22 protein-coding genes are annotated in these 23728 nt (G+C 38.9%); 18 read left to right on the top strand and 4 right to left on the bottom strand.

Going from position 1 to position 23728, the window contains the following annotated elements; genetic code table 11:
• Window positions 1-6 precede the first annotated feature (6 nt).
• The 13 genes from BMY14_RS18645 to BMY14_RS18585 all read left to right on the top strand — a co-directional run bounded on the left by BMY14_RS18645 (window position 7) and on the right by BMY14_RS18585 (window position 15159).
• Window positions 7-642, top strand: coding sequence for a hypothetical protein (locus tag BMY14_RS18645; protein WP_019554913.1), 636 nt, complete (start codon window positions 7-9; stop codon window positions 640-642).
• Window positions 643-835: 193 nt separating this feature from the next.
• Window positions 836-4147, top strand: coding sequence for a transcription-repair coupling factor (mfd, locus tag BMY14_RS18640; protein WP_091835260.1), 3312 nt, complete (start codon window positions 836-838; stop codon window positions 4145-4147).
• An 18-nt stretch (window positions 4148-4165) separates the two neighbouring features.
• Window positions 4166-5623: a bifunctional methyltransferase/pyrophosphohydrolase YabN gene (yabN, locus tag BMY14_RS18635; protein ID WP_091835257.1), complete on the top strand. Its 1458-nt coding sequence runs from the start codon at window positions 4166-4168 to the stop codon at window positions 5621-5623.
• A gap of 100 nt (window positions 5624-5723) precedes the next feature.
• Entirely contained in the window at window positions 5724-5999 is a 276-nt protein-coding gene (locus BMY14_RS18630; protein WP_177177665.1) for an HU family DNA-binding protein, read from the top strand.
• A gap of 61 nt (window positions 6000-6060) precedes the next feature.
• A complete protein-coding gene (locus BMY14_RS18625) occupies window positions 6061-6819 on the top strand; it encodes an SDR family NAD(P)-dependent oxidoreductase (RefSeq protein WP_091835251.1) in 759 nt (252 codons plus the stop codon).
• Window positions 6820-7039: 220 nt separating this feature from the next.
• Window positions 7040-8191: an MGDG synthase family glycosyltransferase gene (locus tag BMY14_RS18620; RefSeq protein WP_091835248.1), complete on the top strand. Its 1152-nt coding sequence runs from the start codon at window positions 7040-7042 to the stop codon at window positions 8189-8191.
• A 66-nt stretch (window positions 8192-8257) separates the two neighbouring features.
• Complete coding sequence (locus BMY14_RS18615) at window positions 8258-8776, top strand: hypothetical protein (protein WP_143063195.1); 519 nt, start codon at window positions 8258-8260, stop codon at window positions 8774-8776.
• Window positions 8777-8916: 140 nt separating this feature from the next.
• Complete coding sequence (locus BMY14_RS18610) at window positions 8917-9195, top strand: FtsB family cell division protein (protein ID WP_019554920.1); 279 nt, start codon at window positions 8917-8919, stop codon at window positions 9193-9195.
• A gap of 79 nt (window positions 9196-9274) precedes the next feature.
• Window positions 9275-9745, top strand: a complete 471-nt coding sequence (locus tag BMY14_RS18605) for a S1 RNA-binding domain-containing protein (protein WP_091835242.1) — start codon at window positions 9275-9277, stop codon at window positions 9743-9745.
• A gap of 77 nt (window positions 9746-9822) precedes the next feature.
• Entirely contained in the window at window positions 9823-11208 is a 1386-nt protein-coding gene (gene tilS / locus BMY14_RS18600; RefSeq protein ID WP_091835239.1) for a tRNA lysidine(34) synthetase TilS, read from the top strand.
• Window positions 11209-11232: 24 nt separating this feature from the next.
• Window positions 11233-11769 carry a hypoxanthine phosphoribosyltransferase gene (gene hpt, locus BMY14_RS18595; protein ID WP_091835236.1) on the top strand — a complete coding sequence of 179 codons (537 nt, stop codon included), beginning with the start codon at window positions 11233-11235 and terminating at the stop codon, window positions 11767-11769.
• Window positions 11770-11906: 137 nt separating this feature from the next.
• Window positions 11907-13898: an ATP-dependent zinc metalloprotease FtsH gene (gene ftsH, locus BMY14_RS18590; protein ID WP_091835233.1), complete on the top strand. Its 1992-nt coding sequence runs from the start codon at window positions 11907-11909 to the stop codon at window positions 13896-13898.
• Window positions 13899-14163: 265 nt separating this feature from the next.
• Window positions 14164-15159, top strand: coding sequence for an asparaginase (locus BMY14_RS18585; protein WP_091835230.1), 996 nt, complete (start codon window positions 14164-14166; stop codon window positions 15157-15159).
• Window positions 15160-15223: 64 nt separating this feature from the next.
• Here the strand turns inward: BMY14_RS18585 and BMY14_RS18580 are convergent, their stop codons facing one another.
• The 3 genes from BMY14_RS18580 to BMY14_RS18570 form a co-directional block, all read right to left on the bottom strand.
• A complete protein-coding gene (locus BMY14_RS18580) occupies window positions 15224-15979 on the bottom strand; it encodes a hypothetical protein (protein ID WP_091835227.1) in 756 nt (251 codons plus the stop codon).
• 91 nt (window positions 15980-16070) lie between these two features.
• A complete protein-coding gene (locus tag BMY14_RS18575) occupies window positions 16071-17465 on the bottom strand; it encodes a sensor histidine kinase (RefSeq protein WP_091835224.1) in 1395 nt (464 codons plus the stop codon).
• Window positions 17462-18133 carry a response regulator gene (locus BMY14_RS18570; protein ID WP_091835222.1) on the bottom strand — a complete coding sequence of 224 codons (672 nt, stop codon included), beginning with the start codon at window positions 18131-18133 and terminating at the stop codon, window positions 17462-17464. Before BMY14_RS18570 ends, BMY14_RS18575 begins: the two co-directional genes overlap by 4 nt.
• A 205-nt stretch (window positions 18134-18338) precedes the next feature.
• Between BMY14_RS18570 and BMY14_RS18565 the strand changes: the two genes are divergently transcribed.
• The 5 genes from BMY14_RS18565 to lysS all read left to right on the top strand — a co-directional run bounded on the left by BMY14_RS18565 (window position 18339) and on the right by lysS (window position 23378).
• Complete coding sequence (locus tag BMY14_RS18565) at window positions 18339-19313, top strand: biotin--[acetyl-CoA-carboxylase] ligase (protein ID WP_091835219.1); 975 nt, start codon at window positions 18339-18341, stop codon at window positions 19311-19313.
• A 52-nt stretch (window positions 19314-19365) separates the two neighbouring features.
• Complete coding sequence (locus BMY14_RS18560) at window positions 19366-20130, top strand: type III pantothenate kinase (protein WP_091835216.1); 765 nt, start codon at window positions 19366-19368, stop codon at window positions 20128-20130.
• 58 nt (window positions 20131-20188) lie between these two features.
• Window positions 20189-21202 carry a tRNA dihydrouridine synthase DusB gene (dusB, locus tag BMY14_RS18555; protein ID WP_091835213.1) on the top strand — a complete coding sequence of 338 codons (1014 nt, stop codon included), beginning with the start codon at window positions 20189-20191 and terminating at the stop codon, window positions 21200-21202.
• A 184-nt stretch (window positions 21203-21386) separates the two neighbouring features.
• Window positions 21387-21863 carry a transcription elongation factor GreA gene (gene greA, locus BMY14_RS18550; protein ID WP_091835211.1) on the top strand — a complete coding sequence of 159 codons (477 nt, stop codon included), beginning with the start codon at window positions 21387-21389 and terminating at the stop codon, window positions 21861-21863.
• Window positions 21864-21887: 24 nt separating this feature from the next.
• Window positions 21888-23378: a lysine--tRNA ligase gene (gene lysS, locus BMY14_RS18545; protein ID WP_091835208.1), complete on the top strand. Its 1491-nt coding sequence runs from the start codon at window positions 21888-21890 to the stop codon at window positions 23376-23378.
• 143 nt (window positions 23379-23521) lie between these two features.
• Here lysS and BMY14_RS20765 read toward each other — a convergent pair.
• A partial coding sequence (locus BMY14_RS20765; protein ID WP_218144933.1) for a hypothetical protein occupies window positions 23522-23728 on the bottom strand: 207 nt, incomplete at its 5' end.

Genomic DNA, 23728 nt, shown 5'->3' with positions numbered 1-23728 from the left:
TTCTCAGTGATCGTGCAGACTGGTTTTTCAGTAGCTCTATATTGTCAGCGCTGTGGAAAAATTCATGTACATGATGTGCCTTATTTTATCGGCAGTGCTGATAAAATAATTTTTTATTGTAAATTCAAACATGAACAGGCGACTCTGATCCGGACAAAATCTCATTTTTTTCGATTGCGGATTCCTTGTGTAGTTTGTAATTCAGTTCATGAAGCCGTATTTTCATTGCATCAGCTTATGCGAATGAAAGTTGAAAAAATCTATTGTGCAAAAGATTTTTTTGAACTTGGATATATAGGTAAACGCCAGGAAATAAAAGAAATTTTAATGTTTAATCGTCAAGGATTTGAGATTTTAGAACATGAGAATCATGGCGAAAAGATTGAAAAACAGCAAATATTATTGGAGGCAATTAATCGAATTCATGATATTGCTGAAGCGGGTGGTATTATCTGTCCGTGTGGCAGTAAAGCAATTGAGGCGGATGTTTTAGGCAGTGCAGTCAGGCTGACATGTTGTCATTGTGGTAATTATGAATTGTTAGCTGCCGGACGTGAACGGGATTTAGATGAACTTGATAAACTTGTGGTTATAGACTTGTTACAGCGAAGCCTGCAAGTTAAAAATATTGATTTAGATTAATTTTACGTATTAAATTGAAGGGGGAAAACAGGAGCTGGTTAAAGCTGGCTTCTGTTTTTTTGATTTTGTTTCTTGACGAATCTTGCACTGAAAGACTATAATAATCTATGTATATGTTTTAGATATGAATAGAATAATCAGGGCTTTGGCGATGGCTAAAGCCCCTTTTGGCATGAAGTAGGTAGGTGGAATAATGAAACAGCTTTTTAAAGCAATGATGCAGGACAAAGCAATCGAAAAAATCGGTGTGTGTTTTGCCAAAGAATATGGGCAGAATTTAGTATATGGTTTAGCGGGATCACAAAAACATGCAATTATGGCGGCCAGTTATGATCGGTATCCCCGAACAACAATTATTATTACAAGTAATCAGGATGCGATTGGAAAATGGCAGGCTGATTTGGCAATGCTGTTGCCAAACGTTCCAATTTTAGAACTTCCAGCGATCGACGTAGTAACTTTTTCCGTCGCGGCAAAAAGTATTGCTTTGGCGGCAAAACGCATGGAGGTTCTGGGTCGGCTAATGAGGAAGGAACCTGTTATTGTTTTAGCCAGTACAGCAGCCGCTGTGCAAAAAGGATTGTCCAGACAAGATTTTGAACGTTTCAGTGTGCATTTGACGATTGGAGAGTCCATCGGACGCGACGAATTGCTCTTAAAATTGATCCAGTTAGGGTATGAACGTGTGCAACAGGTGGAAAGCCTTGGTCAGTTTAGTGCTCGCGGTGGAATTGTTGATATATTTCCCATTAATTTACTGCATCCGATTCGCATGGAGTTTTTTGATGAAACGATCGATTCGCTGCGTGAGTTTGCAATAGAGACACAACGTTCGCTGCAAAATATTAGCTCTGTTGCTATTTTGCCATTAGAACAGCTCGATAATGACGGCAATCCTGCGATTTTTCTTTCTTATCTCGAAAAACAGGCAACGGTGATTTTTGATGAGCCAACAAGGATTCGTGAAGAAATTTCAATGCTTATTAAAGAAAGGCCAGAGTTAAAAAAGAAATTATTTAGTTGGAATGATATTACAACAGTTGCTAAGCAGCATAACGTGCTTTACATGGCTCTCATGCTGCAAAAAATCCATAATGCAGAGCTAGAGGAAATGGTCAGCGTCACGGTTAAAGCCATTGCACCATTTCATAAACACCTAGACTTTTTTGCCAGTGAAATCAATGGCTGGCTTTCTCATAAAGAGCAGGTTTTGGTTTTTGTAAGTGATGCTCAAAAAGGAGCATCACTTAAGGAGATGCTGGCCGAGTATAAAATAGGGACTGCTTATGAACCTAAACTGCAGCAGATTGTTGATGGTTTTGTTACAATTGCCAATGGAACGCTGGCCAATGGTTTCGAATTACCGCAGGCACGGCTTATTGTTGTGGCTGAAAAAGATATTTTTGGACGACAAAAAAAGAAAACAGTGCCGAGAGCAGCTAAAGGTGAAAAAATAACGTATTTTCGTGATATTAATGTAGGGGATTATGTTGTTCATGTAAATCATGGGATTGGTAAATATTTAGGTGTTGAAACGTTAGATGTGGCTGGTATACATCGGGATTATTTGCATATTAAATATGGCGGCGATGACAAACTTTTTGTTCCAACAGATCAAGTTAATTTATTACAAAAATATATAGGCTCTGAAGGCGATGTGCCAAGACTTCATCGTATGGGGGGAAATGAATGGAACAAAGCAAAGGCTAAAGCCAGAGCTTCCGTAGAAGATATTGCGAAAGAACTCATTCAGATTTATGCTGTGCGGCAAGTTGACAATGGGTATCCATTTTCGGTTGATACGACATGGCAGCAAGCGTTTGAAGAGGCATTTCCTTATGAGGAAACGCCAGATCAGCTTACGGCTGTTGAAGAGATTAAAAAAGATATGGAGAAGCCACGCCCGATGGATCGGTTGCTCTGTGGTGATGTTGGCTTTGGTAAGACCGAAGTGGCAATTCGGGCTGCCTTTAAAGCAGTTATGGATGGGAAACAGGTAGCGGTGCTGGTGCCAACCACTGTATTAGCACAGCAGCATTATCAAACATTTAGTACACGGTTTGAAGGTTTTGGACCCGTGGTAGACGTAGTTTGTCGTTTTCGCAGCCAAAAAGAACAGAAAAGCACCTGTAACAGGGTGGCGACAGGACAAGTCGACATTTTGATTGGTACACATAGTATATTGAATGATAAACATGTTAAATTTAAAAATTTAGGGTTGCTGATTGTTGATGAAGAGCAACGGTTTGGTGTGACCCAAAAAGAAAAAATTAAAAAAATAAGTAAGAACATCGATGTCCTTACACTGAGTGCAACCCCTATTCCGCGTACGCTGCATATGTCACTGGTTGGGGCCCGAGATATGAGTATTATCGAAACACCGCCAGAAGAGCGTTTCCCGGTGCAGACTTATGTGGTGGAAAATAACGATGCCATCATTCGTGATGCCATCAAACGTGAAGTAAAACGTGGCGGTCAAGTGTATTTTGTTTATAATCGTGTTGAAACCATTGATAAAATGAGGGCTCATTTAGCGGATATGCTGCCAGATATCAAAATTCAAACTGCCCATGGGCAAATGCCGGAAGAAATATTGGAGCAAGTGATGCTTGATTTTTATGAAGGCGAATATGATATGCTGGTGGCGACGAGCATTATTGAAAATGGTCTGGATGTAGCCAATGCTAATACAATCATAATTTATGATGCCGATCGCTTTGGTTTATCACAGCTCTATCAGATGCGTGGACGTGTTGGCCGGTCCAATCAGCTAGCCTTTGCTTATTTTATTTATCAGGCCGATAAAGTTTTGACGGAAGTGGCCGAAAAAAGATTGCAGGCGATTAAGGAGTTTGCGGAACTGGGGGCGGGTTTCAAAATTGCGATGCGTGATTTGGAGATTCGTGGTGCAGGTAATCTTTTAGGCTCACAGCAGCATGGGCATATTGCAAGTGTTGGTTTTGAAATGTATTGCCGTCTACTAGAAGAGGCTGTTGAAGCATTAAAAACTGGTAAAACACCCGTGGAAAAAGTCGATCCGGTTCTTGAAATTAAAGTAGAAGCTTATATTGATGGTGATTATATTACGGATGCAATGCACAAAATTGAAATTTATCAGCGTATTGCTGCAATTCGTACGAATGAAGATATCAGGGCCTTGCTCGATGAATTGATTGATCGCTTTGGTGATCCGTTACCATCTGTTTTGAATTTGTTGTCGGTAGCACGTATCAAAAACTATGCGAGAAATTTAGGAGTCAAGTCGATTGTCGAAAAACCAATGTTTTTGGAAATCCTATTTAGTGAGCAGCCAAATTTGGAAATTGAAAATGTACTCCAGCTTAAAACGCTGCTGGGCGGACAAATTAAGTTTATTCCAGGACCGCCGGGAATCATTCGATTTCAGTTGACGCCGTTGAATCGGAAAAAAATACTGAATTATAGTACTCGTATTTTAATGACATTAGCTGGTGAGAAAATAAAAAATCAGACCAATTCATTTTAGCTAAAAGGGGGATTTTTTTTGGGGGAAATAACAATTGTCGGGTTAGGACCGGGTGAGTTTGGTTTTATAACCTTGGATACATGGGATAAAATAAAGCAGGCAGCGACGTTGCTTTTGCGAACGGCGAAACATCCAACTGTTGCTGAGATAAAAAAACGGGAGATTGCATTTGAGTCGTATGATACTGTTTATACTGAAAAGGAGACGTTTGAGGAAGTTTATCGATCAATTGCCGCGAATGTTGTTGAACGGGCGCAGAAGGGTGAGGATATCGTTTATGCCGTTCCTGGCAGCCCACTGGTGGCTGAAAGAACGGTTGTGCTTATTCGAGACTTAGCGGCTGAACGGCAGGTGAAGCTTACTATTTTACCTGGGATGAGCTTTGTTGAGGTGCTTTATGTAAAGCTTGGAGTTGATCCGATTGATGGTTTGACAATTATTGATAGTGCTGATTTAGAAACATTGCCACCGGATTTGGCGACAGCACTTGTTATAACACAAGTATACAATCAACAAGTTGCATCCGATACGAAACTGAGCTTAATGGAAACATATCCGGATGATTATGAAATCACTTTAGTGCGTAATTTGGGTTTGCCGGATGAAGCAATCTATACACTGCCGCTTTATGAACTGGATCGTCAAACTGGAATTGATCATTTGACGAGTGTGTATATTCCAACGTGTGAAGCGAAACAAAAACGCTTTGAAATGAAGCCGCTTACAGATATCATGAAAATTTTACGCTCGCCGGGTGGCTGTCCGTGGGATATCGAACAAAACCATCAATCTTTACGGCGTAATATTATTGAAGAAGTTTATGAAGTGATTGAAGCCATTGACTTGGAAAATCCAAAACTGCTTTGTGAAGAACTTGGTGATCTACTATTGCAAATTGTGTTTCATGCCCGGATGGCTGAAGAGGCGGGGTCTTTTTCAATGCAGGACGTTATCGATGGTATAACGGAAAAACTAATTCGACGTCATCCGCATGTTTTTGGTGATATTACGGTCAAGGATGCGGGAGAAGTCGTTTTAAATTGGGATGCGATCAAAAAGATAGAAAAAGCAGCGGAAAGAAAATCAGTACTTGATGGCGTGCCGAAAGATTTACCGTCCCTCATGCGAGCCTACAAACTTCAACATAAAGCTGCGAAAGTTGGTTTTGACTGGGCCGATATCGGACCAGTTTGGGATAAGGTGACCGAAGAACTGAATGAATTAAAAGAGGCGGTTTTAGAGAAGGATCAAAAACATATTGAAGAAGAATTAGGGGATCTTTTATTTTCAATTGTCAATGTATCGCGTTTTCTGAAAGTGGATGCAGAAATTGCATTAAATAGAGCCAATTATAAGTTTTTAACTCGCTTTTTATATATTGAAGAGCAAGTACAGGCAAAAAGCCTGAAATGGGAAAATGTAGACATAAATCGCTTAAATGTCCTCTGGAACGAGGCAAAAGCACTAAATTTATAAAATTTAACATTTTTTTTAAGAAAGTTATTGAAATAAAAAGGAATCGCAGGATTTATCGCGAATTAAGCTAAACGTAATCATTTCAAAGGGGGCTATATTCGTGAATAAAACCGAATTAGTGGCTAGCGTTGCAGATAAAGCTGGCTTAACAAAAAAAGATGCAGAGAAAGCAGTCAATGCATTATTTGCCAGCGTTGAAGAAGCACTTGTTGCAGGTGACAAAGTCCAAGTGATTGGCTTTGGTACTTTCGAAGTGAAAGAACGCGATGCAAGAAAAGGTCGCAATCCACAAACTGGTGCGGAAATTACGATTCCTGCATCGAAGAACCCTGTATTTAAAGCAGGAAAAGCATTAAAAGATTCTGTAAATAAGTAAAAAACAGGAAACCGGGTTCACAGCGAACCCGGTTTTTGTTTTTATCTGTAGGAGAATTAGAATGAATATAGAAGAAAAAGTAGTACTGATTACAGGTGGAACTTCAGGAATTGGTTTAGCATCGGCAAAATTGTTTATCCAAAAAGGAATTCGTGTAATGCTTGTCGGGCGATCATATGAAAAAGCTCAGGCAGCTTTGCAAACGTTGGGGTATTCTAACATGGTTCAATTTATTCAAGGCAATGTTGCACACCCTGATGAATGCAGACAAATTGTGGAAGCGACTTATAAGCAGTTTGGGCGGATTGATATATTAATTAATTCAGCAGGAATTTATTTTGAAAAATCAATTGAGTTAATGGATGAAACAAATTTTGATCAAATAATGGATATTAATGTTAAAGGTACATATTTTATGTGTAAATATGCATCTGGTTATATAAAAAAAAGCTCAGCGGGTGCTATTGTTAATGTTTCATCAGATGCTGGAATCAATGGGAATTATTTATGTTCGGCCTATTGTGCATCGAAAGGGGCTGTTACCGTTTTTACCAAGGCACTGGCTTTAGAGTTAGCACCTTATAATGTGCGCGTAAATTGTATTTGTCCGGGAGATATTGATACACCGCTTACCCAGGAGCAGTTTCAAAATGAATCTACCAAAGAGGAAGACCTTAAAGTCATGAGTTCACTGTATCCCTTAGGGCGCATTGGCAGAGCAAGCGAGGCGGCGGAAGTGATTTATTTTCTGGCATCTGAAAAAGCAAGCTTTGTTACAGGTGCAGCCTGGCTGGTAGATGGTGGAATTACAGCTTGTTAAACAAGGCTTCCAGATGAAGTTCAGAAAACTGTTTTATGCTAAAGTCTAGAAGTGGTGATGATTTAATTTTACAGCATCAAAGGAATATGTTAGAATGAATGATACATGTATTGCATAAATTGTGGTCAGAGAGAAAGAACGGGCTTGAGATAAATTGCTAAATCAACGTTCGTAAGCTCTATTATGTATTAGGCATGATACGTTGGAGGAACGAGGACACATGTACAAAAAAAAATTTCTTATTGTTACGGCTTCAATCGGTTCAGGACATAACAAAGCGGCAGAGGCCCTTGTCAATGAGATAAAAATCAAACACCCCGACGCTGAGATACATATGGTAGATTTTATGTCAACGAAAACGGCCTATCTAAATGGTTTTCTCAAAGAAGCGTATTTGAAGATACTTGATTTTGTTCCGGATGTATATGATTTCTTTTATAATTTAACGGCGGGAAAATCGAAAGGCATTTCAGTGAAGAGCCTTTTGGCACTTACGATGAAAAGCAATATGGAGTCATTAATAAAGCAATACCAAGCCGATGTTGTGATTTGCACACATCCTTTTCCTTGTGCTGCTGCGGCTTACTTAAAGAAAACAAAACAGGTTAATATTATACTCGCTGGCGTTATTACGGATTTTACGATCCATCAGCTTTGGGTATATAACGAAGTTGATTTGTACTTTGTCGCGAACCAAAAAATACGGGAAGCACTTGCCAAACGTGATGTAGCTTTAGACAAGATTCATGATACGGGGATACCAATTGATTTGTCGTTTGGGATTCAGTTTGATAAAGAAGAGCTTTTGCGAAAATTTAATTTAAAATCGGATCTTCCGGTGATTTTAATAATGGGTGGCGGATTAGGTTTGGGCGGTGTGAAATTTGCCTTGAATCATCTGGAAACATTAACAAAACAAATTCAAATTTTAGTAGTAGCCGGAGTTAACTCTGATTTGTGGGCTGATTTAAAAGAAATAGCTAAAAATTCGAAACATATAGTGGAAGTTTGGGGATTTTCGAATAATGTGCAAGAACTTATGGCCATTTCAACTTTTATTATTAGTAAACCGGGAGCACTTACGATTAGTGAAGCATTGGCGATGGAATTGCCGATGCTTTTGCATGAGCCGATTCCAGGGCAGGAAAAAGAAAATGCTGCCTATGTTGAGAGTATTGGTGCAGCAATTTGGATAAAAGATAATCAAAAATTGACTGAAATTGTTGAATCTGTCTTATATGATTCCGCGAAGCTTTTAAAGATGAAGGTCCAGGCCAGAGAGTATAAAAGACCTGATGCAGCAAGGGATATTGTGTTTGTTCTTGATGAATATATGCGTATATCTTTTGAACATAAGGTAATTGGTCTTTAGTTAAGGAAAAGTACTTGCGAAAGTACTTTCTTTTTTTTATAGTATAAGAAGTAGCTGTTTTATGATATGCTAAAGATAGTAGAAAAATTTATAGGAGAACTGGTGGTGCTGATGGAACCGACAAAATTGAATGTTGACAGGCAAGGTATTCCCCGCTGTCCACAATGTGATCACCCGCTGCAACTGATTGAAGGTGAGCCAATAAAAATTGTGGAAGGCAAAGTATATTTTGAAAATACGGAAGCACATTATGCCTGTGAAACTTGCCAATTGTTATATCGCCGGATTTTGAGTACAGAGTATTATGGACACTTTTTCATGTCGGAATCGCCGGCAAAAGCAGTCCCTAAAAAAACGGTGGCAATTGGTGATTTGAAGCCAATGCAGCTAAAGCGAGATTTGAATGGGCTATGTAATTGTCCACGGTGTGGTGCTGTAATGCGTTTTATTGAAAGCCAGCCGGTCCGGATTGTTGATGGTAAATTAAATATGGATGATGTACTTGAACATTATGAATGTGATAACTGCCATTCTGTCTATAGAAAAATAGTTAATACAACATATTATCAATGGAATGAAAAATAATGAAGCGATGCTTACGAAACAAGTTTGCTTAGGCAAATCAACACAGAACCTTGCATATTGCGCAAAATACTTGTATTATATAACTACAGCAAGGTTTGACTGTACTATAATTATGGTGCAGCGTTAAAGGTGGTGGCATTATGCAAAAACGAAAACTCAATTGGTTTTTTTTATTGATCCTACTAATCGTAGGGGGTTTTTCTTATTCTGCCATCCAACAGCAGATGCATGCCAATGAAATAGTCCAGGAGAAAAAAGCGGCTGAGGTACGCTTAATGACAGCACAGCAATTAAATAATGACCTTATGCAGGAAAAAGTGAATTTAGAACAGAGCACTTGTATTGAGAAGATTGCTCGTGAAGAGTTGGGCATGGTCAAACCTGGAGAAATGCCATATATTTCTTCGGCACAGAAGTAGGTAAATTTCTTGACACGCTTTAATGTACAAGGGTATAATAGCGATGTAATGTAAATTATAAGGAGGAAGTACAATTAGTATGTCCATCGAAATTGGCAGTGTAGTAGAAGGCGTTGTAACCGGAATCACGAATTTTGGTGCATTTGTAGAGTTATCTGGCGGTAAAGTCGGTCTTATTCATATTTCGGAAGTTGCAGATGTATACGTCCGTGATGTAAAGGATTTTCTTAAAGAACAAGATACAGTTAAAGTTAAAGTTTTAACAATTGACGAACGTGGTAAAATTGGCTTGTCAATTAAACAATTACAAGAAAAAAAGCCTATTGAACAATCGGTGAATGCACAGGTAAGTGCGCCATCAAGTTATAAGCCGGCGCCAAGAAGAGCTCCAGCGAATGATTTTAGAAGACCTAGTCGTTTTAATGCGCCTTCTTTTGAAGATAAGTTAACAAAATTTTTAAAAGACAGTGATGAAAGACTTACTGATTTACGGAAGAATACGGATTCAAAACGTGGCGGCCGTGGTGGCGGGTCACGCAGATCTGAATAACTAATGTTCGAAAGCACTCTGTGAAGGAGTGCTTTTTTGTGCATTTCGCTTTGACAAAGAGATAGGATTGATGAGATGTGTTAGAAAAAGTAAAAAAATGGTGTGAAAGAGAAGAACTTTTTCAGACGGGCGATGCGATTTTAATTGCTTGTTCCGGGGGACCAGATTCCCTTGCTTTAGTCAATTTGTTTTTGGATCTTCGCAAAACATATGAATTAAGAATTAGTGTAGGACACGTAGATCATATGTTTCGAGGTGCAGAATCTAAAGCCGATGCTGATTTTGTTAGAACTTTCTGTAAACATAATGATTTGCCATTTTATTTGAAAACAGTGGATGTCCCAGCTTTTGCTAAAGAAAAAGCTTTGTCAGCGGAGGAAGCCGCACGAATGGTTCGATACGACTTTTTGCGAGATTTGGCTGTGAAACTTGGCGGAGCATTGATTGCGACAGCACATCATCGTGATGACCAGGCCGAAACGATATTGCTGCATTTATTCCGTGGTGCAGGAAGTCAAGGTATAGCTGGAATTCGTCCTAAGTCCTGTGGTATAATAAGACCATTCTTGTCTGTTACGCGGCAAGAAATTGAACGATATTGTAAAGAAAAAAATCTTACCCCGCGAATTGATGCAACAAATAGTGAAACAGAATATTTGCGTAATAAGATTCGTCTGGAACTTATGCCAGTGCTAAAAAAAACATATAATCCGGTTATGCCAGCGGCACTTTGCCGCAGTGCTGAACTGATCGGCGCTGAACATGATTTTATTAATGCATCGGCACAAACGCTCTGGAAAGATATAGTCAGTGAAACAGACAGGAAACTTGTTATTAATCGTCGCCAGTTACAGGGCTTGCATATTGCTTTACAACGAGAATTATTGCGTTTAGCAGTTATGAAAGCAGTTGGTGATTTGCAAGGTTTGGGATTTTTGCATATTGAGAAGATGATTTCATTTGTCCGAGCAGGGAAAACAGGTACAATTCTTGAATTACCTAAGCAGTTTGTATTCGTCTGTGATTATGAAACCGTGAAGCTTTGTCATAAAAGTGCTTTGAAACAACCACTTAAAAGAGAAGTCTTTCAAGTCCTGCGTGTTCCAGGTTTTACCCCGGTACCATTATTGCAGCTTACGGTGCAGGTCGAACAAATCAATGAATATGTTAAACCAAATGGTTTTGATAATATTGTCTGTGATATGGATCGACTAAACGGCGAACTGTTTCTAAGGTTAAGACAACCTGGTGATCGATTTCAGCCTAGTGGAATGAATGGATTTAAGAAATTGAAAGATTTTTTTATTGATAATAAGGTTGCACGTGTAGAACGTGATCGAATACCATTATTTTGTGATCAAAATACAATTTTTTGGGTTGGCGGGTTACGTCAAAATCAAACAAGTCAAATTTCGGGGCAGAGCAAACATTTTTTACGATTTACTATATTAAAAGATATATAAGCAGCAAAGGAGTACGTTTTTATTATGATGAACGATATTGAAAAAGTAGTATATACAAAGGAGGAATTGGCAGCGTGTGTAAAGCGGCTGGGGCAGCAGATCAGTAAGGATTATGCAGGAAAAGAAATTTTTGCTGTGGGAATTTTAAAAGGAGCGGTCATTTTCTTTGCGGATTTGGTTCGTGCAATTGATGTACCCGTTCAACTTGATTTTATGGCGGCGTCAAGCTATGGAGATAGTACGCAGACAAGCGGGACGGTTAAAATTTTAAAGGATTTAGATTTTAGTGTAGAAGGAAAACACGTCTTGATTATTGAAGACATTATTGATTCAGGTTTAACACTCAACTATCTGTTGAAAAATTTTAAAGAACGAAAACCTGCCAGCGTGAAACTTTGCGCACTGCTAGATAAACCGGAACGCCGTAAGGTAGAAGTCAAGATCGATTATTCTGGTTTTACTGTACCAGATGATTTTTTAGTTGGCTATGGTCTGGATTATGCAGAAAAATATCGCAATTTACCATGTATTGGGATTTTAAAAAAAGAAATCTATTCTTAAGCGAGAGCAGCTTTACAAAAAAAGAAGAATTTTGTAGAGCTGGTCAGTTTGATTGTTAAATGCTTTAATTAATGATATAATAATTTTCTATGGAGCCCTGTTTGACTGTGTGCTCCGCCGAGAGGGAGGGCGACCGATTGAATAAGTTTTTACGAAATGTAGGCTTCTATTTATTGATTATTTTAATCGCAATATCGATTATTGATTATTTTTCAACGAGAAGCACTACAAAACAGGAAATAAACTATACAGAGTTTTTACATCAGGTCGATGCAAAAACAGTAACCAAAGTAACGATCGTCGATAATGTAATTAAGGGAACATTAAGCGATGGAACCGAATTTACAACAATTACGCCGAATACGCCAAATAATGATCCAAATTTGGTGAAATATCTTCAAGATAGAGGCGTGGATATGAAAGCGGAAAAAACACCAGAACCACCTTGGTGGACAACCGTATTCTCTTCTATTTTACCAATGCTGCTTTTAATTGGTGTATGGTTTTTTATCATGCAGCAAACACAAGGCGGTGGCAATCGTGTGATGTCATTTGGTAAGAGCCGTGCTAAGATGAGTGGTGGCGATAAACTGAAAATAACCTTCAACGATGTTGCTGGTGCTGATGAAGCAAAACAGGAACTCGAAGAAGTCGTGGAATTCTTGAAACATCCTAAAAAGTTCAATGATTTGGGAGCTCGTATTCCAAAAGGCGTTCTTTTGTTTGGTCCTCCGGGGACTGGTAAAACTTTGCTTGCTAAAGCTGTTGCGGGTGAAGCGGGGGTACCTTTCTTTACAATCAGTGGATCGGATTTTGTGGAAATGTTTGTTGGTGTAGGAGCATCGCGTGTTCGTGATTTGTTTGAACAAGCAAAGAAAAATGCACCATGTATTGTTTTTATTGATGAAATTGATGCTGTAGGCCGCCAGCGTGGTGCTGGTGTTGGCGGTGGTCATGATGAACGGGAACAGACACTGAATCAGTTATTGGTTGAAATGGATGGGTTTGCTGCGAATGAAGGTATTATCATTATTGCTGCAACCAATCGTCCGGATATTTTAGATCCAGCTTTATTGCGTCCAGGCCGTTTTGACCGTCAGATTGTTGTTGATAAACCAGACGTAAGAGGTCGTATGGCAATTTTGAAAGTTCACACGAAAGGTAAACCGGTTGATGCGGATGCGGATTTAGATGTGTTAGCACGTCGGACGCCAGGATTTACAGGAGCTGACTTAAGTAACCTTGTTAATGAAGCGGCACTGCTGTCGGCTCGTCGTAATAAAAAAAGTATTGCAATGCCTGAACTAGAAGAATCCATTGAACGTGTTATGGCTGGTCCAGAGCGTAAATCAAGAGTTATGAGCGATCGTGAAAAACGTTTAACAGCCTATCATGAAGGCGGTCATACTTTAGTGGGGCTTTTATTGCCGAATTCAGATCCGGTCCATAAGGTAACGATTATTCCGCGTGGTCGTGCTGGTGGTTATACTTTGATGCTGCCAAAAGAAGATCGTTCTTATGCAACGCGTAGTGAATTGATTGATCAACTTAAGACACTTCTTGGTGGTCGTGTGGCTGAAGAGGTCATACTGAAGGAAATTAGTACGGGTGCACAAAATGATATTCAAAGAGCATCACAACTTGTTAGAAGTATGATTACACAATATGGTATGAGTGATGCATTGGGTCCAATTGCTTTTGGTGAAAGTCAGGATCATCAAGTCTTTTTAGGCCGTGATTTCAACCATCAGAGAAATTATAGTGAAGAAGTTGCTTGTGATATTGATAAGGAAGTTCGCCGCTATATTGAAGATGCCTATGAAGAATGCCGCAAACTTCTGGTTGAGAATGTCGATAAGCTGCATTTGATTGCGGGAGCGCTTCTCGAACGAGAATCACTTAAGGCATCGGAACTTAAAGAGCTCATGACAAATGGAGTTATCGCGGATAAACCGAAGGTCAGTGAAGCTGATTCTTCGAATACTCCAGCTCCGATTGTACCAGAGATTAAAGCCACTTCTGAAGAAAAAGAAGCTGTTGCGAAAGAAGAAACAGAACCTGAAATAGCAGATCCTGCAAAAGCGAAGCTTGATTTAAATATTACGACCAAAGAACATGAAACACACTAAGTAAGTAATTTATGTTCGCCAATAAAAAAGAAAGTGCTGAAAAGCACTTTCTTTTTTTATCTTTAAAGCGTTATACTATATATAATGCATTAAAGAAATAACAGCTATACTATTAGGCTGCCAGAAATTGAGTATAGAGATCGTTTGCTTCCTACGTAACGCCACTCAACCCTATACTCAATTCCTGGCGATTGCCATATAAAATATTTAATGCAAATTTTATATAAACTGTAATTTTATTTTAGGAAAAGAGAGATGAATACAAATGAGTGAAATTCTATTACATTATACGCGTGGCGGCAAGATCGAAGATATACATCGTGGTGATATTGTTGCAGTAGATATAAAAGGGAACATTGTTGATTCGATAGGGGATGCGCAGCGAAATATGTTTTGGCGCAGTGCGGCAAAGCCATTTCAAGCTTTGCCTTTTGTACGTCAAGGTGGTTTGGAAAAGTTTGGCATTACGCAGAAGGAACTGGCTATTTTAGTGTCATCGCATAGTGGTGAGCCGATGCATGTTGAATTGATTGAGTCAATCTTAGGAAAACTGAAACTTCCGTTGACGGCATTAGAATGTGGGCCAGCCCGGCCGATGAGCAGCAAGGCCGCCAAAGTATTGACAGAAAATCATCAAAAACCAGAACCCGTACACAATCCTTGTTCTGGCAAACATTCCAGTATGCTGGCGTTGTGCCGAATGATCGGGGTTTCTATTGAAGGGTATACAAAACCAGAGCATCCAGTGCAGCAGATTATGCATCAATCGGTAGCGAAAGCTGCAAAAATTCCTGAAGGTGAATTGGAAATTGGTATTGACGGTTGTGGTGTACCTGTTTTTTATTTACCAATTTATAATATGGCTTTAGCCTATGCTCGACTCGCTGTACCACAAAAAGGCCAATGGGGTGAGGATGAGGCGGCGATACGAAAGATACGTGATGCAATGATTGCTTATCCAGAAATCGTCGCAGGAACGGGACGTATAGATCTGCTGGTATCCCAAATTACCAAAGGCCGTATCATTGCCAAGATTGGTGCCGATGCTGTGTATTGTTTGGCATCTGTTGAAGCAGGGATTGGTATTACCTTTAAAATTGAAGATGGCAGTTATCGGGCAATTAATCCAGCGGTGATTGGTATTTTAAAACGTTTAGATTTGATTACAAAGGCAGAACATGAACAATTGTTAGAAAAATTCCCGCCAGTTTTGCGAAACCATCGTGGTGATCAAATTGGTGTTATTGAAACAGTTTTTTAAAGCATAAAAAACAGGGTATCCCCAATTTGGAGATACCCTGTTTTTGGCGTTAAAATATTTGGCGTTATTCTGCTTCAGTCGGTGTAGTGTCTTCCTGCATCGCTGGAGCTGCTTCGTGGTTTCCCATACCGCGATGCATACCGGGGCTTTTTGGCATTTTGCTTTTCAAATCAGTCATGCATTGGTTAAAGGTTGCTTCATCAATGCCCAATGAGGTGGCGACATCTTTCCAAGTGTTATTGATCTTTTTCATGTTAAGAACAGTTGAAATGGTTTTTGAAGATTGTTTTGATAAAACAGAAGCCATCACGATATCATTTGGTTGGTATCCGTCTTTTAAAAGACCATTAACGGTGCTTTCATCAATTTGCAGCATGGTTGACATTTGTTTGCTCATAAATGCTTGTGCAGCTTGTTGAAGTTGTTCATTTGTTATGGAAAATGAATCCATAACATCTTTCCAGCTATTTGTTGCTGTTTTTGCATTCATGACCTCAGTGAAGGATTTGTTGCCAGCTGAAGCAATCAATGCGGCCTGATGAAAATCGCGCATTGTATAACCCTTGGCTTGATAATCAAGCAGGACTTTTTTATCTACATTAAAAGTTGTCGCAAACTGCTGCGCCATTTCATCCGTCATGACTTTTGACGTTGCTTTATGCTCACGATGCATCTGTCCTTGATCTTGTTGCGTGGTATCAGCTGTTGCGGCAAATGCAGTTTGGTTTAAATAGGTTGTACCAATACCTGTAATGGCAAAAGCACCGGTGAGAGCAAGGATGAGAGTTTTCTTTTTATTGCTTTTTGATAGTAAATTCATAAAATAGCCTCCAAATTTGTTTTACTTCTCAAGGAAGAACTGTTCTTTAATATAGTATATACTTTTTAAATGACAAGATCATGACAAGAGATTAAAATGTTTTGGGGAATATTACTTTAAAAATGGTTTTTTCATTGGGAATACTGGAAACAGAAATATTGCCATGCATTCCTTCGACGAGTTTTTTCGTAATCGCCAGTCCAAGGCCGGTACCGCCTTTGTTGCGAGATCGAGCTTTATCGACACGATAAAAACGATCCCAAAGATAAGGCAGATCTTTTTGGGGGATACCTTCACCTGAATCCGTAACGGATAGAATGAAGCTTGTTTTATCACGTTCAAATTGAATGAAAATTTTATTTCCGTCAGGGGAATGTCGCAATGCATTACTAATTAAGTTGCTGAGAATTTGTTCGATTCGCAGTGGATCTGTTTTTACGAATACAAGTTTTGGCGATACAGAAAAAATTAGCTGCTGATTTTTTTCGGCAGACATTGGCTGGAATTTACCTTTTTGTTTTTCGATAAACTCGCCAAGGTTTAAATTTTGATATTGAAAATGCATTTGGCCAGATTCAATTCTGGCCAGATTTAATAATTCACTGATCAAAGAATTCATCTGATGACATTCATCAAGTGTCGTTTTTAGATAACAGGCTTGTTTCGTTTTTTCTGTGACAACACCGTCTAAAAGACTTTCAGTTACAGCCTGAATGGTAGCGAGCGGTGTTTTTAATTCATGTGTAATATCGGAAAAAAATTCTTGCCGTTCTTGTTCAATGCGCTCTAGCGCAGCAGCCATTTCATTAAAGGTGAAACCAAGTCTGCCAATCTCGTCTTGTCCGATGGCAGTTGTACGACTTTTATAGTTTCCCGCTGTAAACTTTTCTGCAGCATGACTGATGTTACTAATTGGTTTTGTCAGATTGCGTGATAAGATGAAGGCAAAGATTCCCGCAAGCAGAATTGAACCTAAGATTGTATAGAGCAGAAGTTGTTCAATGGCCGCAGAAGTTTTTGCTATACCGGTGATGGGGGTATGGATCATGAGAACGATGGAAGGGTTTTGTGGAAAGGGAATTGATACAACGATGGCTGGATCATCGTCATCATTAGCACTGTAGAGGCGAGAGGTTACTTCACCATTGAATAAATTTTCGGCTGGATCATTTTGTACTTGCATATGATGCTGCCAGATTTTTGGTGCTTTACCAGAACGGGTATGATTTTCCTGATCAATGATCCACATGGTTGTACCAGAAAAATCACTTAAATTTTCTAAAAGTGAGGGAGAATATAATTGGTCTTGTGTTACAGCATTCAAGAAGCGTGTGGTCGATATACCAACACGAATCAGTTCCGCTTTTTTTGCCTCGACCAAATAATTTGTGACTAAATGCGATAAAGAAATGCCAATGCTGGCAGTCAGTAAGACCAGTACAACAATATGAGATGTCAATATTTTACCAAAAAGTGATCGAATCATTTGTTTATAACCTCAAACCGATATCCGAAGCCTCGTATAGTATGGATATATGTCAAATCAGCAGATATAAGGCTTTGGCGCAGCCTTTTAATTGTTGCATCAACGGTTCGGTCATCTCCATCAAAATCATATCCCCAAACATTGGTTAAGAGCTGTTCACGAGAAAATGTTTGTTTCGGGTGCCGCATAAAAAAAGACAATAGTTCAAATTCTTTTGGCGGCAAAGTCAATTCTTTTTGACCAATCATGATTGATTTTTTAATATCATTTATCATAAGTTCACCTGCTTTGCATAGATGGACATCATCTTCCATCATACCGCTGCGCCTTAGAACTGCTTTTACACGAGCTACGACCTCACGAGGACTGAATGGTTTTGTAATATAGTCATCTGCACCCAAGGCAAACCCGGCAATTTTATCAGGTTCGGCGCATTTTGCTGTTAAAAAAATGCGTGGAACACTACGGGTAATCGATTCACATAGTTCAAATCCATTTATTTTTGGCAGCATGATATCTAAAATAAGCAAGTCAGGGCGATGCGTGGTTTCAATTTGCATGGCTTCATCACCATCGGCAGCTGTGTAGACGGTGAATCCCTCTTTTTCTAGATATAGGGCAACGATTTCGCGAATTGTTGGTTCATCATCGGCGACGAGTATTTTCATTAAAGCACCTCCATATGTACTTACTAGTATATACGATATTCCTTAGAAATAAATAAGAAATATTCACTTTTTGTATGTTTGGTTTGCCTAAGATAAAAGTGGCAGAGATAAAATTTTTCAGACTTGATTATATGTGCTTGATACGCTATTATTAGGAGGGGTTTTAACCTGTTAGGATAGAAAGAGAAATGAAGGAGATAATTAAATGCGTTCCAATATATTGGATATACTGCGACAGGCAAACGGGACTTATGTTTCTGGTGAAGACATTGCCAGGACAATGAATGTATCAAGAACAGCTGTTTGGAAACATATCCGTGAATTAAAACAGGCGGGTTATGCGATTGACAGTCATTCGCGCAGTGGATATTGTTTGATGGAAACGCCAGATTTGCTTTTGCCGAGTGAAATACAAAATGGACGAAAAACGAAAGTCCTGGGCAAGGACATTCAATATTATAAGGAAGTTATATCAACCAATAATCAAGCGAAGTTTGCAGCCCAGCAAGATGCAGGTGAAGGCACAATCATAGTTAGTGAAGCACAGACTAGTGGGCGTGGCCGGTTAGCACGCGGCTGGTATTCACCAGCGGAAAAAGGAATTTGGTTTTCGGTGATATTGAGGCCTCATTTTTTACCTCAAGAAGCACCAAAATGTACATTATTGGCAGCTGTGGCTATTGTTAAGGCTATTGAAACAATAACAGAAATTCAGGTTGGCATTAAATGGCCGAATGATATTCTCTATAATAAACTGAAACTTGTTGGCATTTTAACGGAGATGAATGCTGAAATGGATTGTATCAATTATATTATAATTGGTATGGGTATCAATGTGAACATTCAAAAAAATGAATTCCCCTTAGAATTACAACACATTGCAACGTCGTTGGCTATTATAAAAGGTAAGAAAATATCGAGAGTTCAGTTGCTTAACGAAATTTTATTTCAAATTGAAACTTTATATAATATAGCGCAAGCCGAAGGGTTTGTTAAAATATTGGAAGAATGGAAAAAATATTCCGTTACGTTGGGAAAGACCGTAGATGTTATTGGTATCAACGATACTTTCGCGGGACTTGCGATGGATATTGATGCAGATGGAGCCTTGCTGGTAAAAACAAAAGCAGGCATTAAAAGAGTCTTGGCGGGAGATGTGTCTATTCGAGCCAAAGGGTAATGTAAACTGAATCGTCGAAAACATGATCGATTTCATTGGAGGAAAAATAATCATGCTATTAGTCTTTGATATTGGGAACAGTAATATTGTTTTAGGTACATATGAAGGAAAAAAATTATTAAAGCATTGGCGTATATCGACTGATCGGCAAAAAACCGGTGATGAATATGGTATGCTTATTAATAATTTATTTATGTTTCAAGGGATACATATGAAAGACATTGATGCAATCATCATATCTTCGGTTGTTCCACCACTCGTTGTGCCACTCGTGAAGATGTGTGAACGTTATTTTAAAATTAAACCACTCGTAGTAGGTCCGGGTATTAAAACGGGCATCCGCTTGAAGTATGAAAATCCACGTGAAATTGGTGCAGATCGTATTGTTAATACAGTAGGTGCGTATGAACAATATGGAGGCCCGCTGATTGTCATTGATATTGGTACGGCTACGACTTTTGATGTTGTGGATGAAAATGGCGATTATCTTGGTGGGGCGATTGCACCGGGAATTGGAATTTCTACGGAGGCACTTTTTCAAAGGGCAGCTAAATTACCCCGTATTGAACTTGTTACACCGAAAAATGTTATTTGCCGTAATACAGTCACCAGTATGCAGGCGGGGATTATTTTTGGGTTTGTAGGACAAATCGATGGAATTGTTTGTCGGATGAAAGCAGAATTGGGTCGAGACGTAAAAGTTGTAGCAACCGGCGGTCTGGCAAAAATGATTGCGAAGGAATCACAAACCATCGACACTAATGATTACTTTTTAACTTTGACCGGGCTCAGGGTTTTATATGAGCGCAATATGTAAGAAACAAAGGCGCGAATTTTGATTCGCGTCGCTTTTTTTAAGGAGGCTCAAAATACAAGTGCAAATAGGGAACATAGAAATAAAAAATCCATTAATTTTGGCACCGATGGCTGGTGTTACGGATATGGCTTACCGTATTTTGGCAACTGAACTCGGCTGTGGGCTGGTATATTCGGAAATGGTGAGTGATCAGGGGATTAATTATAGAAATGCTCATACGTTGGAAATGCTGAAAACAAATCCAGCGGAACATCCGCTTACATTGCAGCTTTTTAGTGCTGAGCCGAAGCGGCTTGCTGAAGCGGCAAAATATGTAGAAAGCATTGGTTGTGCCGATATTATTGATATTAATATGGGTTGTCCTGCACCTAAGATCGTTAAAAACAAGGAGGGATCGGCGCTGATGTGCGATCCCAAACTCGCATTTTCTATAATGAAGGCGGTACGTCACGCCGTAAAGATGCCGGTTACGGTTAAAATGCGCAAAGGCTGGGATGCTGAGCATGTTAATGTCGTTTCAATGGCAAAACTTGCTGAGGAAGCTGGGATGGATGCGATTGCTGTACACGGGAGGACACGCGAAGAATTTTATCGTGGTGTGGCGGACTGGGACATCATTGCTGAAGTGAAACAGGTTGTGAACATTCCTGTTATTGGTAACGGTGATATTCGCACTGGCTTGGATGCAAAGAAAATTTTTGAGCAAACACAATGTGATGCGGTTATGATTGGGCGGGCAGCACAAGGAAATCCATGGATTTTTCGAAAAATAAATCATTTTCTGCAAACGGGGCAAGAATTGCCAGACCCGACGATGCAAGAACGGATGAATTTAATTTTACGTCATTTAGATATGCTGATTGAAAATAAAGGGGAGTATATTGGTCCACGAGAAATGCGTAAACATGCAACATGGTACACAAAAGGTTTGCCACATTCAGCTGAATTGCGTAACTTGTTTAATCAAGCGGAAAATCGGGAGGAGTTTACGGTAATTTTGAAGAAACTTTTATTATTTAATGAATCCGTAGAAAAAATTGACAAAGAGAAGAAAACAACATATAATATTTAATAATCATTAAACTGTATTACGTGGAGGTGTCAAGTTATAACTTGGCACTTATTTATATTGTCTTAATGATATTTGAGAGTCGATGATTGAAAATTGAAAGTTAGGGTCAGGATGGACTGTAATATGCTTCATTTTCAACGTTTTACTTTCAATTTTCAATTAAATATAAAGGGGCGCATGTAAAATGGCTGAAAAGCAAGTAATGCTGACCGAAGCAGGTTTAAAAAAACTTGAAGAAAAACTTGAAAAATTAAAGAGTGTACGTAGAATAGAAGTAGCTGAACGTATTAAACAAGCAATTGATTTTGGTGACATTAGTGAAAACTCGGAGTATGAAGATGCAAAAAATGAACAGGCTTTTATTGAAGGCGAAATTCTTACTTTGGAAAAAATGCTTCGTAATAGTCAGATCATTGAAGATGATAAAACAAATAAAGATATAGTCGCTTTAGGTAATACCGTTGTTATTAAAGATTTAGAGTTTAATGAAGATCAGGTGTATACGATTGTTGGTTCGGCTGAAGCGGATCCAAAAGAGTTGAAAATCTCGAATGAATCCCCAGTTGGTCAAGCCATTATTGGTAAAAAAATTGGTGATACAATCGAAGTGCATGTACCAGCGGGCGTATTACAGTATCAGATTGTCGAAATTAGAGCGTGAGTTTATGATAGGAGATTATAGATAATGGCAGAAGAAAAAGAACAACAGCTGCAAAGTGAAGACATCAATGAAATGATGAAATTTCGTCGCGAAAAAATGGCGGCTTTTATCGAAAAAGGAATTGAACCATTTGGTCGACGCTTTTCAGCGACCCATCATGCAAATGAAATTGCTGAAAAATTTGATGAATTAGAAGAAAAATCAGTAAAAGTTGCAGGCCGTCTGATGGCGATTCGTGGTCACGGTAAAGCAAGTTTTACAACACTTATGGACATGAGTGGCAATGTTCAGTTATATTTTCGTCAAGATGTAATTGGTGAAGATGAATATGCAAATTTTAAATTACTCGATATTGGTGACATTGTCGGTGCCGAGGGAATTGTTTTTAAAACGCATCGTGGTGAAGTCAGCGTAAAAGTAACGAAATTTGAATTGCAAGCGAAATCACTTCGTCCTTTGCCAGAGAAATTTCATGGCTTGAAAGATGTTGAAATGCGCTATCGTCAGAGATATCTTGATTTGATTACGAATCCAGAAGTAAGAAATACATTTATTTCACGCAGTAAAATTGTAAAATCAATTCGCAATTATTTGGATAATCTCGATTTTCTTGAAGTCGAAACACCTGTAATGCACCCGATTGCTGGTGGTGCGGCAGCTCGTCCGTTTGTTACCCATCATAATGCATTGGATATGGACTTGTTTTTACGTATTGCACCAGAACTTTATTTAAAACGACTTATTGTAGGTGGCTTTGAAAAAATTTATGAAGTAGCTCGTGTTTTTAGAAATGAAGGCATTGATGTTCGTCATAATCCAGAATTTACCTTAGTTGAAATTTATCAAGCTTTTGCTGATTATAACGATTTAATGGCCATTACGGAAGGCATTATCGTAAATGCAGCGAAGGAAGTTTTGGGAACTACTGTAATTAATTATCAGGGAACTGAAATTGATTTGAGTAAATTCAAACGCATCAGCATGGTAGATGCAGTTCTTGAAGTGACCGGGAAAGATTTTAGTAAGGCAAAAACAGTTGAAGAAGCACGGGCTATGGCCGATGAAATCGGTGTACCTTATGAAACAAAACACGGAATTGGTGCTATTTTGAATGCAGCTTTTGAAGAAAAAGTTGAAGAAACATTGATACAGCCTACTTTTGTTACAGGGCATCCGACTGAAATATCTCCACTCGCAAAACGAAATAAAGAAAATCCGGAAATTACGGATCGATTTGAAATTTTCATTTATGGTCGTGAATTGGCTAATGGTTTTTCGGAATTAAATGATCCAATTGATCAAGAGGGCCGTTTCTTGGATCAGGTAAAACAACGTGAATCAGGCGATGCGGAAGCGCATATGATGGATAAAGATTATGTAACAGCTTTAGAGTACGGATTACCGCCAACGGGTGGACTTGGTATAGGCATCGATCGTTTAGTCATGCTTTTGACCGATAGTGTATCAATTCGCGATGTACTTTTATTCCCACATATGCGTCATAAAGCCGAATAGAAAAATGAACGCGAACAGCATTGTTCGCGTTTTATTTTTACAAATTTGTAAAATTTTATAAATTTAGATTGACAAACAAAACAAAACCATGTAATATAATACAAGTCGCCAGTAACAAAGCGATGGTTCAGCTTGAAGGATAGTTAATCAGAAAGTGGTTGACAAAAAATCAAGATTGAGATATTATATAGAAGTTGATTTACGAGATCAACGACACGTTCTTTGAAAACTAAACAATGTAGAATAATAGATATATGTTCACCAACATGTATCAAGCCAGATGTGCGGTTTTCGAACGCTTGCGTTTGAAAACAACAACTAACAATTTCTTTTAACAAAAAAGATAATTT

The organism is Propionispira arboris (assembly GCF_900109225.1).
In the GTDB taxonomy this organism is placed as follows: Bacteria; Bacillota; Negativicutes; order Selenomonadales; family Selenomonadaceae; genus Propionispira; species Propionispira arboris.
The sequence above is the reverse complement of the archived record's forward strand: the minus strand, read 5'-3'. Positions and strand labels throughout refer to the sequence as shown.